The sequence below is a fragment of the Pseudomonas guariconensis genome (assembly GCF_015680235.1).
Lineage (GTDB): Bacteria > Pseudomonadota > Gammaproteobacteria > Pseudomonadales > Pseudomonadaceae > Aquipseudomonas > Aquipseudomonas guariconensis_A.
The window spans coordinates 71305-84161 of the sequence record NZ_JADLJL010000014.1; the positions used below are offsets into that span (position 1 = coordinate 71305).

Below are 12857 nucleotides of genomic sequence, written 5' to 3' on the forward strand. Positions count from 1 at the left end.
ATGAAGAAGTTCTCCACAACCGTGATCGCCCTGGCCCTTGGCCTGGCCGCAGCCACGGCCCACGCCGACAGCGATGCCCAATGCACCACCGTGAAGATGGCCGACCCTGGCTGGAGCGACATCGCCTCCACCAACGCCATCGCCCGCCTGCTCCTGGAAAGCCTCGGCTACCGGGTGAAGATCGACAACCTGGCCGTGCCGATCATCTACGGCGGCCTGAAGGACGGCCGGGTGGATGCCTTCCTCGGCAATTGGATGCCCGCCCAGCAAGGCTTCCATGACAAGTTCATCGCCAGTGGCGATGTGCAACGGCTGTCTCGCAACCTGCAAGGCACCGAGTTCACCTTGGCGGTGCCTGACTACGTCTGGAATGCCGGGGTGAAGGATTTCGCCGACCTGCAAAAACATGCCGACCAGTTCGACCAGAAGCTCTATGGCATCGGCTCCGGTGCCCCAGCCAACCTGTCGCTCAAGGACATCATCGACAAGAACGAATTCGGCCTGGGTGACTGGAAGCTGGTGGAGTCCAGCGAGCAGGCCATGCTCACCCAGGTGCAGCGGGCCACGCAGAAACAGCAGTTCATCACCTTCCTCGGCTGGACCCCGCACCCGATGAACGTGAAGCTGAAGATGCATTACCTGACCGGCGGGGAGAAATGGTTCGGCAGCAAGGGCGACGTGTACACGCTGGTGCGCAATGGTTATCCACAGGCCTGCCCGAATGCCGCCAAGCTGCTGGGCAACCTGAGCTTCAGCCTGGACATGGAAAATAGCATCATGGCCGAGGTGGTGGACAAGAAAATCAGCTTCGACGAGGCGGCCAAGGCATGGGTGAAGGCGCACCCAGATGTACTGGAAGGATGGTTGGCTGGGGTGACCACCAAGGCGGGTGGTAATGCCCTGGAGACTATAAAAGCTAAACTCTGATTCTTTGTAATACATATGACCCCCTGTGGGAGCGGGTTTACCCGCGAACATCGGCAAAGCCGGTGCCATACACCGCGGCAATCGCCTCGCGGGTAAACTTGTCTACACAGGGGCTGGTGAAAATCTTCAGGAATTGTATTCCCCATGCCCCGCCTGACCCTCCTGCTGCCCTTCCTCTCCTGGCTCCCCCGCCAAACGGGCCGCAGTGTTCGCCAAGACCTGCTGGTAGGCCTGAGCGGCGCCATCCTTGCCCTGCCGCAGTCCATCGCCTACGCCCTGATTGCCGGCCTGCCTGCCGAGTACGGCCTGTACGCCGCCATCGTGCCGGTGCTGGTCGCATGCCTGTGGGGCTCGTCCTGGCACCTGATCTGCGGCCCTACCGCTGCCATTTCCATCGTTCTCTACACCAGCGTCAGCTCACTGGCGGTGGCTGGTAGCAATGACTACATCACCTTGGTGTTGTTGCTGACCTTACTCGCCGGGGTGTTCCAGTGGCTGCTGGGGATGCTGCGCTTCGGCGCACTGGTCAATTTCGTTTCCCATTCCGTGGTGCTCGGCTTCACCCTCGGCGCCGCCGTGGTGATCGCCCTGGGCCAGTTGCCCAACCTGCTGGGCATGGACCTGCCCAGCCAGGCAACGGCCCTACGCACTCTGGAAGGCCTGCTCGGCCACGCCGGCGAAGTCGACCTGCCGTCACTGGCGCTGGGGCTGGCCACCTTGCTGGTTGGCGTGGCGCTCAAGCTCTGGCGGCCACGCTGGCCGAGCCTGCTGATAAGCCTGGTGCTGGTCAGCCTGGTCGCCTGGCTGCTGCCGGGTGCGTTCGGTCATGTGCAACGGGTGCCAGCGTTCACTGGTCAACTCCCGCCGCTGAGCCCCTTGCCGCTGCTGGACCTGGAGCTGATCCTGCGCCTACTGCCCAGTGCCGTGGCAGTGGGCATGCTCGGCCTGGTCACCAGCTTGTCGATCGCGCGCTCGCTGTCGGCACGTTCCGAACAATTGATCGATGCCGACCAGGAAATCCGCGCCCAGGGCCTGTCTAACATAGTCGGTGCGCTCTTCTCCGGCTCCCTGTCCGCAGGTTCTTTCACCCGCTCGGGCCTGAGCTACGATGCCGGCGCCCGCTCGCCATTGGCGGGTGTGTTTTCAGCGTTGTGGGTGGCCTTGTTCGCCGTGGCGGGTGCCGGGTTGATCGCGCACCTGCCGATCCCGGCCATGGCCGGCAGCATCTTGCTGATCTGCTGGGGGCTGGTGGATCACCGCGCCATCCGCTCGCTGTTCCGGGTCAGCCGCTCGGAGTTCCTGGTCATGGCCCTGACCGCCGCCGCCACGCTGTTGCTGGAATTGCAGACGGCGATCTATGCCGGGGTGCTGGCATCACTGTTCTTCTACCTCAAGCGCACGTCTCGACCACGGGTGCAGCAGAGCCGGGAAGGGGAGACAGATGTACTGAAGGTCGGCGGCTCGATCTTCTTCGGCGCCGCGCACTACCTGCAAGTGCGCTTGCAACGCTGCCAGGGGCCGAACGTGGTGGTCGATGCGCGGCAGATCAACTTCATCGACTATTCCGGGGTGGACATGCTGCACCGCGAGGCCCGGCGATTGAAGCGCAATGGCGGAAGTTTGACCTTGCATCGGGCCCGGCCGCAGGTGATCGAGGAATTGCAAAAACTGGAAGGCGCAGCCTTGTGCCCGATCCGGTTTGAAGAGTGAACCAATCACAGGACAAGCCCGCTCCCACAAGGGCCATCGCTATCCTTGTGGGAGCGGGCTTGTCCCGCGATTGGGCCGCAAAGCGGCCCCGACATAACGTCAATCAGCGCAAATCAGGAATGTTCGTAAAGCTCAGGCATTGACATCCTGGATACCCAGTGTGACGAAGTCGATATAGGTATGATCCTTGACCGTAATTGCCATACGCGTCAGACGCTGGCCCACTGGCGCTTTGAAGTCGATCCAGCGACGGCGGCCAGTTCCGGTGCCCAGCGTTCGGGTTTCCAGGCAAACATCGCCATTGTAGAAACCAATCGTGGCCTCGAAATGAAGTTCAGTCAGTGCGAAGCGGATGGAAGAAACGGTGCCATTCAGTTCAATATGTGTTTCTTGCAGATCCGCACTTTGGCTCTTGGCCAGGATCAGCGCCTGCCCTTCGGCCATCCCAGGTACTTGCACATTAGCCCGTTCAACGCCGATCTTTGCACCCTTTATACTGGAAATATGACGAACGGTGAAGTAATCCAGATCCAGTTCTTCACCAGCCGAAATATGGGTAGTTGGGGTGTTTTCGAAGTCGACGGTTACTTCATGGGTGAGAGTTGCATTCATATCAGAGGTCTCCTCAGTTAGATGAGGCCCTAGTCAATCATGATGCAAAGCCATGAACTACTCGCACAAATATTAGGCAACCAAGAGATTATAGAAAAACTTTGAAGACAATTGTATTCCACTCAGCATTTTTATACCCGAAACTTCATCGAAGGCTGCAGGGCAGCCCCCGCAAAGTTAGCCGCGCGCCAGCTGCCGGCGCAACTCATCCAATACCGGTCCGGTCTCCGGCCGCACACCACGCCAGATGAAGAACGCCTCGGCCGCCTGTTCAGCCAGCATGCCCAGGCCATCCAGCACCTTGGCCGCGCCCAGCTTGCTCGCCCATTGGCAGAACGGTGTCGGCTCCTTGCCGTACATCATGTCGTAGCACACGGTGCGCCCGGCCTCGACCAGGCTTTCGGCAATCGGCGGCAACTCGCCGGCCAGGCTCGCCGACGTGGCATTGATGATCACATCCACCGGCTCCTGCAACCAGGCGAAGCCACTGGCGACCACCGGCCCCAGTTCATCGAACTCACGCGCCAGCTGCTCGGCCTTCTCCACAGTACGGTTGGCGATCACCAACGATTGCGGCTTGTGCGCCAGGATCGGCTCCAGAACACCTCGTACAGCGCCACCGGCGCCAAGAATGAGAATACGCTTGCCGAGCAGCTCGACCCCGGCATTGACCGTCAGGTCGCGCACCAGGCCGGCGCCGTCGGTGTTGTCACCTTGCAAGGTGCCGTCGGCGAGCTTGGTCAGGGTGTTGACCGCGCCGGCACGCCGGGCCCGTGGCGTCAGGCTGTCGCACAGGCGATAGGCCTCTTCCTTGAACGGCACCGTCACGTTGGCGCCGCTGCCCTGCTTGAAGAACCCACGGGCGCAGTCGCTGAAATCATCCAGCGGCGCCAGCAGTGTGCTGTACTCCAGAGCCTGGCCGGTCTGATCGGCGAACAGGCGGTGGATCAACGGCGACTTGCTGTGGCCGATGGGGTTGCCGAATACGACATACTGGTCCATTGGGGACTCCTCGGGTTGGCAGGGCTTACTGGCCGAGCCAGTCACGGTCTTGCAGGAAGTACTCGGTCAGGCGCGCTTCCTCGCTGCCCGGCTCGGGTTTCCAATCGTAGCCCCAGCGCACCTGCGGTGGCAGCGACATCAGGATCGACTCGGTGCGGCCACCCGATTGCAGGCCGAACAGGGTGCCACGGTCGTAGACCAGGTTGAACTCCACATAGCGCCCACGGCGGAACTCCTGGAATTCACGCTGCTGGGCGGTGTAGGGCGTGTCCTTGCGGCGCTGGACGATCGGCAGGTAGGCGTCGATGTAGGCATCGCCGATGGCGCGGACGAAGGCGAAGCAGGTGTCGAAGTCCCACTCGTTCAGGTCGTCGAAGAACAACCCGCCAATGCCACGGGGTTCGCCACGGTGCTTGAGGTGGAAATAGCGATCGCACCAGGCCTTGTAGCGTGGGTAGACGTCGGCACCGAACGGCGCACAGGCCTGCTCGGCGATACGGTGCCAATGGATGCAGTCTTCCTCATTGCCGTAGTACGGGGTCAGGTCGAAGCCACCGCCGAACCACCACACCGGTTCCTCGCCTTCCTTCTCGGCGATGAAGAAGCGCACATTGGCGTGGGAGGTCGGCACGTGGGGGTTATGCGGGTGGATCACCAGCGACACGCCCAGGGCTTCGAACCCGCGGCCCGCCAGCTCCGGGCGGTGGGCACTGGCCGACGGCGGCAGGCCGGCGCCGAACACGTGGGAGAAGTTGACGCCGCCTTTCTCGATCACCTTGCCCTCGCCGATCACCCGCGTGCGGCCACCGCCACCGGCTTCGCGCACCCAGGCGTCCTCGACGAAGCGGGCGCCGCCGTCTTCGGTCTGGAGGGCGGAGCAGATGCGGTCTTGCAGGTCGAGCAGGTAGGCTTTCACGGCCTCGGTGCGGCTGGTCATCGGGTCACCTGGAAGGAGCGGAGGAAAATTCGCCGGCTAGCATACCACCGGCAGCCGCCACGCCGCAGTTGACGGCGATCAAGCAAAGGCGTCCGATAGAAGGCCTTTTCCGATCCCGATGATAACGGAGTGCGAGATGGCCAAGCGTATCCAGTTCAGCCAGCACGGCGGCCCGGAAGTCCTGCAACTGGTCGAGTTCGACCCAGCCCCACCCGGCCCAGGGCAGGTACGCGTGCGCAACCACGCGATCGGCCTGAACTTCATCGACACCTACTATCGCAGCGGGCTGTATCCGCCACCCTCGCTACCTTCTGGCCTGGGTACCGAAGGCGCCGGCGTGGTCGAGGCGGTCGGTGAAGGCGTCGGCCGGCTCAAGGTCGGCGACCGCGTCGCCTATGCCGGCGGCCCGCTGGGCGCCTACAGCGACGTGCACACCCTGCCCGAGGCCAACTTGGTCAAGCTGCCAGAGGCGCTCAGCTTCGAACAGGCCGCTGCGGTGATGCTCAAGGGCCTGACCACTCAGTACCTGCTCAAGCAGACCTACGCCGTGCAGCCCGGTGATTTCATCTTGTTCCACGCGGCCGCCGGTGGCGTAGGGTCGCTGGCCTGCCAATGGGCCAAGGCCCTCGGCGCCAGGCTGATCGGTACCGTGAGCTCGGCCGAAAAGGCCGAGCGAGCCAAGGCACTGGGCGCCTGGGCGACCATCGACTACAGCCACGAAGACGTGGCCAAGCGGGTGCTGGAGCTGACCGACGGCCAGAAGTGCGCGGTGGTGTATGACGGCGTGGGTGCCAACACCTGGCTGACCTCTCTGGACTGCCTGCGCCCGCGTGGGTTGATGGTGAGCTTCGGCAATGCCTCGGGTGCGGTGACCGGGGTGAACCTGGGCATCCTTTCGCAGAAGGGTTCGTTGTACGTCACCCGGCCTACGCTGGGGACGTATGCCAACAATGCCGAGAACACCCAGGCCATGGCCGACGATCTGTTCGGGATGATTGCCAGCGGCAAGGTGGTTGTGGATATCCAGCAGCGGTATCCGCTGGGCGAAGCGGCCAAGGCCCAGACCGAGCTGACGGCGCGGCATACAGTGGGCTCTACGGTTCTACTGCCCTGAACCCCGGGCCGCTGCGCGGCCCTTCGCGGTACAAGGCCGTTCCTACAGGTCATGTGCGCGCCCCTGTAGGAGCGGCCTTGTGCCGCGAAACGAGGGCAAAGCCCTCGCCAGACTCACCTCGTTACCCCGGCCGAACCACTTCGCCGGTAACCAGGTTACGAATCACGCTCGGGTTCTTCCGCCCGCCCAAAGCCCCGCCGAGCACCAGGTCCAGCTCGCCATGGAAATATTGCTCCACCCGCAACCGGCTCTTGGCCGCTGGGCGCCCGCCGGGGTTGGCGGACGTGGAGATCAGCGGCCCGACCAACGCACACAGCTCGCGAACCAAGGGGTGATCACTGACGCGCAAGGCCACGGTGTCGTGCTGGCCCGTCACCCACTCCGGCAACAGGTCCTGGTGCGGCACCAACCAGGTGTTCGGCCCAGGCCAGGTGCTGCCCATGCGGTCGATCCAGTCTTCGGGGAAGTCCTCGAACAGGAAGTCGAACTGGCGGATATTGTCGGCAATCAGGATCAATCCTTTATCCACAGGCCGCGACTTGAGCGCCAGCAGGCGATACACCGCGTCCTCGTTCCAAGGGTCGCAGCCCAGGCCCCAGACCGCTTCCGTCGGGTAGGCAATGACCGCACCCGCCCGAATTTCACGCGCGGCTTGTTGCACACGCCAACTGCTCACCATTTCGTCTCTCCGCATTAACGCCTGATGCGCAGTGTACTTAGCTGCACCTGGCAAACCAACGCCCGGCTTCGTTGCTGACCCGTCCTTCGAGTTCCAGTTCCGTGAGGCTGGCCAGCACCTGGGCCAATGGCTGGCCGCTGCTGCTGGCCAGGCCCTCGCTGGTCTGCGGTGCGGCATGGAGCAAGGCGAGCAGGGGATGGGCCGGTTTTTCCACAGGCGCCGGTGGCAGGTTCTGCCAGCCGCGCAGGCTTTCAAGAATCTGCTCGACGCTTTCGACGAGCAAAGCGCCGTCGCGGATCAGTTGGTGGCAACCCTTGGCGCCAGGGTGGTGGATCGACCCCGGCACCGCATACACCTCGCGGCCTTGCTCGGCCGCCAGTCGAGCAGTGATCAACGAACCGCTGGCCAGACTGGCCTCCACCACCAGCACGCCCAACGACATACCACTGATGATCCGGTTGCGCCGGGGGAAGTTCGCAGGCTGGGGCGCGGCGTCCAAGGGGAATTCGGATACCAGCGCGCTGCCACCTTCGATCATGGCCTTCGCCAATTCGCGGTGGCGCTGTGGATAAAGTTTCTGCAAGCCCGTCCCGAGCACGCCAATGGTGTGCCCGCCAGCCTCCAACGCCGCCCGATGAGCGGCACCGTCGATCCCCAGCGCGAGCCCGCTGGTGATGGTGAAACCGGCCTGGGCAAGGCAACGGGAGAAGGCCCTGGCCGTGTCCAGCGCCGGCGGTGAAGCACGTCGACTGCCCACCACGGCGAGCTGAGGACGCTCCAGCAAGGCAGGGTTTCCCGCCACGAAAAGCAGCGGCGGGGCATCGTCCGTTTCGCCAAGCAAGGCGGGGTAGCCAGGTGCGTCCCACATCAGCAAATGCTGGCCCGACCGCTCTAGCCAGGCGATTGCAGCGCTTGCGCCATCGCGCACCTCAGGGCTGCGCCGGGCCTCGGCACACGTGGCGGGCAGCCCCAGCGCGCGCCAGGCACTGGCCGGTGCGCTCAAGGCTGAGCAGGCGTTGCCGAAGGCTTCGATCAAGGTCAGGAAGCGGCGGGGGCCGATGTCGGGAAGCCGATGCAAGCGCAAACGCGCCTCCAGTTCGGCAGGGGAGCAAGGGGCTTGGAACAGGTCGCGCATGGCGGATCATCCTTGATCGACGAGGGGTCATCCCAGGCGCACAACCTGTGGATAACTTTGTGAATAATACTTTGACAAGCTGTCCATGAAATGGCGCTCTAGCCGTCCTTTCACACCCTAGCCGAGCTTTGCCAGGTGCCGAATCCCCCGATTCCCTTTATTATGTGTGCTCAGTTTTCAACCGAACGCACAGTGACTGCCTGACCTTATGGCCATCTTGAACATTCTCGAATTCCCGGACCCGCGCCTGCGCACCCTCGCCAAACCGGTGACAGAGTTCGACGACGCCCTGCGCCAGTTGATCGACGACATGTTTGAAACCATGTACGAAGCCCCTGGCATCGGCCTGGCCGCTACCCAGGTCAACGTACACAAGCAGGTCGTGGTCATGGACCTGAGCGAAGACCGCAGCGAGCCACGCGTCTTCATCAACCCCACGGTCGAGGAGCTGACCCACGACATGGGCCAGTACCAGGAAGGCTGCCTGTCGGTACCGGGCTTCTACGAAAATGTCGACCGCCCGCTGCGTGTGCGCGTCAAGGCCCAGGACCGCGACGGCAAGCCGTTCGAACTGGAATGCGAAGGCCTGCTGGCCGTATGCGTGCAGCACGAATTCGACCACCTCAACGGCAAGCTGTTCGTCGACTACCTGTCCCAGCTCAAACGCGATCGGATCAAGAAGAAGCTGGAAAAGCAGCACCGCCAGCAAGCCTGATCCCTACCTTCCAGAAGGCTTGCCCCGGCAAGCCTTTTTCTTTTTCAAGCGAGAACTCCATGCGTATCGTCTTCGCAGGCACCCCAGAGTTTGCCGCCGAACACCTCAAAGCCCTGCTCGACAGCCCCTATGAGATCGTGGCCGTCTACACCCAGCCCGACCGCCCTGCAGGCCGTGGCCAGAAGCTCATGCCGAGCCCGGTAAAACAGCTGGCAGTGGCCCACGACATCCCGGTGTTTCAGCCGCCGACCCTGCGCAATGCCGAGGCCCAGGCGGAACTTGCCGCACTCGCGCCGGACCTGATGGTCGTGGTGGCCTACGGCCTGATCCTGCCCCAGGCGGTGCTGGATATCCCGCGTCTGGGCTGCATCAACAGCCACGCTTCCCTGCTGCCGCGCTGGCGCGGTGCGGCGCCTATCCAGCGCGCCGTCGAAGCGGGCGACGCCCAGAGCGGCGTGACCGTGATGCGCATGGAAGCGGGGCTGGACACCGGCCCCATGCTGCTCAAGGTGGTCACGCCGATCAGCGCCGAAGACACCGGCGGCACCCTGCACGACCGCCTCGCCCAGCTGGGCCCAGGCGCAGTGGTGCAGGCCATCGCCGGCCTTGCCGACGGCAGCCTGCAAGGCGACGTGCAGGACGACGCCCTGGCCACCTATGCGCACAAGCTCAACAAGGATGAAGCCCGCATCGACTGGAGCCGCCCGGCCATCGAGCTGGAACGCCTGGTCCGCGCCTTCAACCCGTGGCCGGTGTGCCACAGCACCCTCGACGGCGAAAGCGTGAAGGTCCTGGCCGCCCATTTATCCACAGGCAAGGGCGCGCCCGGCGAAATCCTCTCCGCCAGCAAGGACGGCCTGGTCGTGGCCTGCGGTGAAGGCGCCCTGAGCCTGACCCGTCTGCAACTACCCGGCGGCAAGGCCCTGGCCTTCAGCGACCTGTTCAACAGCCGCCGCGAGAAATTCGCAAACCACAAGGTACTCGGCCAATGAACCCACGCCTGGCCGCCGCCCGCGCCCTTGCCGCCGTGCTCAGCGGCAAGGCCTCGCTGAACAGCTCGTTGCCGGCGCAACTGGACAAGGTCGAGGAACGCGACCGAGGCCTGGTCCAGGACCTGGCCTTTGGTACCGCCCGCTGGCAACCACGCCTGGACCTGCTGGCCGCCCAGCTGCTGCAAAAGCCTTTCAAGGCCGCCGATGCAGACGTGCAGGCATTGCTGCTGGTCGGTCTGTACCAGCTGTTCTACTCCCGTATTCCGGCCCACGCCGCCATTGGCGAAACCGTTGGTTGCGCCGACAAACTGAAGAAGCCTTGGGCCAAGGGCCTGCTCAATGCCGTGCTGCGCCGTGCACAGCGAGAAGGCGAGCAGATCCTCGCAGGCCTCGAGCGTGATCCGGTGGTGCGTACTGCCCATCCACGCTGGCTGCAGAAGTCGCTCAAGGCCTTCTGGCCGGATCACTGGGAGGCGATCACGGCCGCCAACAATGCCCACCCGCCGATGATCCTGCGGGTCAACCGCCGCCATCACAGCCGCGACGCCTATCTGCGCCTGCTGGCCGAGGCCGGCATCAACGCCAGCGCCTGCTCCTACAGCCGCGATGGCATCGTACTGGCCGAAGCCTGCGACGTGCGCGGGCTGCCAGGCTTTGCCGAAGGCTGGGTCAGCGTCCAGGACGAGGCCGCGCAGTTGGCTGCCGACCTGATGGAGCTGGCGCCCGGCCAGCGTGTGCTCGATGCCTGCTGCGCGCCCGGCGGCAAGACCTGCCACCTGCTCGAAGCCGAAGCGAAGCTGGGCGAAGTGGTGGCCATCGACCTCGAGGCCAAGCGTCTGGCGCGGGTTCGCGAGAACCTCGACCGCCTGCAGCTGGACGCCAAGCTGATCGCTTGCGATGCCCGCGATACCGCCAGCTGGTGGGACGGCAAACCGTTCCAGCGCATCCTGCTCGATGCGCCGTGCTCGGCCACCGGGGTGATCCGCCGTCACCCGGATATCAAGCTGACCCGCCAGGCCGAGGACATCCCGGCCCTGGCCACACTGCAAGGCGAACTGCTCGATGCCTTGTGGCCGACGCTGGAAGTCGGCGGCATGCTGGTGTACGCCACCTGCTCGAGTCTGCCGACGGAAAACACCGAAGTGATCGACGCCTTCCTCGCCCGCACACCCGGTGCCCGCGAGCTGGACCTGGCGCTCGAGGCCGGCCTGCGCCAGCCCCATGGTCGCCAGTTGTTGGCCCAGGAAGGCGGCCACGACGGTTTCTACTATGCCAAGCTGATCAAGATCGCCGCCTCGCGCGGATAAAAACAGGTTAGGAGTGAGCGGATGAAGATCATCATCCTCGGGGCAGGGCAGGTAGGCGGCACGCTGGCAGAACACCTGGCCAGCGAAGCCAACGACATCACCGTGGTCGACACCGATGGCGACCGCCTGCGCGACTTGGGCGACCGCCTGGACATCCGCACCGTGCAGGGCCGTGGCTCGCTGCCCACGGTGTTGCGCCAGGCCGGTGCCGACGATGCCGACATGCTGGTGGCAGTGACCAACAGCGACGAAACCAACATGGTCGCCTGCCAGGTGGCCTATTCGCTGTTCCACACCCCGACCAAGATCGCCCGGGTGCGTGAGTCAGCCTACCTCACCCGCGAGGAGCTGTTCGACAACGACCATATCCCGGTGGACGTGCTGATCAGCCCCGAGCAGGTGGTGACCAACTACATCAAGCGCCTGATCGAGCACCCAGGCTCGCTGCAGGTGATCGACTTCGCCGAAGGCAAGGCACAGTTGGTAGCGGTCAAGGCCTACTACGGCGGCCCGCTGGTGGGTCAGCAGTTGCGCCAGATCCGCGCCCACATGCCCAACGTCGATACCCGCGTGGCGGCGATCTTCCGCCGCGACCGCCCGATCACGCCCCGTGGCGACACGGTGATCGAGGCCGACGACGAAGTCTTCTTCATTGCCGCGCGCAAGGACATCCGTGCGGTCATGGGTGAATTGCGGCGCATCGACGAAACCAACAAGCGCGTGGTCATCGCCGGCGGCGGGCAGATCGGCGAACGCCTGGCCGAGGCCATCGAGAGCCGCTACCAGGTCAAGATCATCGAGATGAACCCGGCGCGCTGCCGCCAGCTCTCCGATACCCTGGAAAGCACCGTGGTGCTGCAGGGCAGCGCCTCGGACAAGGACCTGATGCTCGAGGAGAACATCGCCGACGCCGATATCTTCCTGGCCCTGACCAACGACGACGAGGCCAACATCATGTCCTCGCTGCTGGCCAAGCGCCTGGGTGCGCGCAAGGTGATGACCATCATCAACAACCCGGCCTACGTGGACCTGGTCCAGGGCGGCGACATCGACATCGCCATCAGCCCGCAGCTGGCGACCATCGGCACGCTGCTGGCCCACGTGCGCCGTGGCGACATCGTCAGCGTGCACTCCCTGCGCCGTGGCGCGGCCGAAGCCATCGAGGCGGTGGCCCACGGCGATGCCAAGTCGAGCAAGGTGATCGGCAAGGCCATCGAGGATATCGCCCTGCCACCGGGCACCACCATCGGCGCGATCATCCGCGATGAGCAAGTGCTGATCGCCCACGACGACACGGTGATCGAAGCGGGCGACCATGTGATCCTGTTCGTTGTGGATAAAAAACATATCCGTGACGTGGAAAAGCTGTTCCACGTGGGCTTGAGCTTCTTCTAAGGAGAAGGCGGCATGCGCGAATCACTGGAAAAGATGCTGGCCAAGGGTGTGGATAACCCGTTGCTGAGGTTTGGGCTGGGCAAGGCCTGGCTGGACGAAGGCAATGGCGCTGAAGCAGCTGTGCATCTAGCACGCTGCGTGGAGCAGGACCCGAAGTATTCTGCGGCGTGGAAGCTACTGGCAAGGCCTACCAGCTGCAGGGCGACCAAGTGGCGGCGCGCAAGGCTTGGGAGGAGGGGATCTTGGCGGCCCAGACCCATGGGGATAAGCAGGCCGAGAAAGAGATGACCGTTTTTCTCAAGAAACTGAACAAGGTCTGAGATCGCCGGAGC

12 protein-coding genes and 1 pseudogene are annotated in these 12857 nt (G+C 64.0%); 8 read left to right on the forward strand and 5 right to left on the reverse strand.

The genetic code is table 11. The annotated features are described in order from the left end of the window. Together choX and IRZ56_RS12255 are read left to right on the forward strand one after the other, a co-directional pair. Complete coding sequence (gene choX, locus IRZ56_RS12250) at positions 1-927, forward strand: choline ABC transporter substrate-binding protein (RefSeq protein WP_196145180.1); 927 nt, start codon at positions 1-3, stop codon at positions 925-927. A 144-nt stretch (positions 928-1071) separates the two neighbouring features. Beyond that, on the forward strand, positions 1072-2637 hold the full coding sequence (locus IRZ56_RS12255) for a SulP family inorganic anion transporter (RefSeq protein WP_196145181.1): 1566 nt from the start codon (positions 1072-1074) through the stop codon (positions 2635-2637). A 132-nt stretch (positions 2638-2769) separates the two neighbouring features. Here IRZ56_RS12255 and IRZ56_RS12260 read toward each other — a convergent pair whose 3' ends face one another. The 3 genes from IRZ56_RS12260 to hemF all read right to left on the reverse strand — a co-directional run bounded on the left by IRZ56_RS12260 (position 2770) and on the right by hemF (position 5188). Continuing rightward, positions 2770-3249: a hypothetical protein gene (locus tag IRZ56_RS12260; RefSeq protein WP_196145182.1), complete on the reverse strand. Its 480-nt coding sequence runs from the start codon at positions 3247-3249 to the stop codon at positions 2770-2772. Positions 3250-3426: 177 nt separating this feature from the next. After that, entirely contained in the window at positions 3427-4251 is an 825-nt protein-coding gene (gene aroE, locus IRZ56_RS12265) for a shikimate dehydrogenase (RefSeq protein ID WP_196145183.1), read from the reverse strand. Between the two features lie 25 nt (positions 4252-4276). Then, entirely contained in the window at positions 4277-5188 is a 912-nt protein-coding gene (gene hemF, locus IRZ56_RS12270; RefSeq protein ID WP_196145184.1) for an oxygen-dependent coproporphyrinogen oxidase, read from the reverse strand. Between the two features lie 136 nt (positions 5189-5324). On the opposite strand from hemF, the gene IRZ56_RS12275 reads away from it, so the two are divergent. Continuing rightward, positions 5325-6302, forward strand: coding sequence for an NADPH:quinone reductase (locus IRZ56_RS12275; RefSeq protein WP_196145185.1), 978 nt, complete (start codon positions 5325-5327; stop codon positions 6300-6302). A gap of 121 nt (positions 6303-6423) precedes the next feature. On the opposite strand, the gene IRZ56_RS12280 is transcribed toward IRZ56_RS12275, so the two are convergent. Both IRZ56_RS12280 and dprA read right to left on the reverse strand, forming a co-directional pair. Continuing rightward, positions 6424-6981: an L-threonylcarbamoyladenylate synthase gene (locus tag IRZ56_RS12280; protein ID WP_196145186.1), complete on the reverse strand. Its 558-nt coding sequence runs from the start codon at positions 6979-6981 to the stop codon at positions 6424-6426. 37 nt (positions 6982-7018) lie between these two features. Next, positions 7019-8116: a DNA-processing protein DprA gene (dprA, locus tag IRZ56_RS12285; protein WP_196145187.1), complete on the reverse strand. Its 1098-nt coding sequence runs from the start codon at positions 8114-8116 to the stop codon at positions 7019-7021. Between the two features lie 208 nt (positions 8117-8324). Between dprA and def the strand changes: the two genes are divergently transcribed. The 5 genes and pseudogenes from def (at position 8325) to IRZ56_RS12310 (ending at position 12845) form a co-directional block, all read left to right on the forward strand. Beyond that, positions 8325-8831 (forward strand): peptide deformylase, encoded by a 507-nt coding sequence (def, locus tag IRZ56_RS12290; RefSeq protein WP_176511735.1) that lies wholly within the window; start codon positions 8325-8327, stop codon positions 8829-8831. A gap of 59 nt (positions 8832-8890) precedes the next feature. Continuing rightward, the gene (fmt, locus tag IRZ56_RS12295; RefSeq protein ID WP_196145188.1) at positions 8891-9823 is read left to right on the forward strand and encodes a methionyl-tRNA formyltransferase; all 933 of its coding nucleotides are present in this window, start codon (positions 8891-8893) and stop codon (positions 9821-9823) included. Next, positions 9820-11130 (forward strand): 16S rRNA (cytosine(967)-C(5))-methyltransferase RsmB, encoded by a 1311-nt coding sequence (gene rsmB / locus IRZ56_RS12300; protein WP_196145189.1) that lies wholly within the window; start codon positions 9820-9822, stop codon positions 11128-11130. The genes fmt and rsmB overlap by 4 nt, the downstream gene beginning before the upstream one ends. Positions 11131-11151: 21 nt before the next feature. Next, a complete protein-coding gene (gene trkA / locus IRZ56_RS12305) occupies positions 11152-12525 on the forward strand; it encodes a Trk system potassium transporter TrkA (protein WP_196145190.1) in 1374 nt (457 codons plus the stop codon). A gap of 12 nt (positions 12526-12537) precedes the next feature. Then, positions 12538-12845 (forward strand): annotated as a pseudogene (locus IRZ56_RS12310) (hypothetical protein). Positions 12846-12857 lie beyond the last annotated feature (12 nt).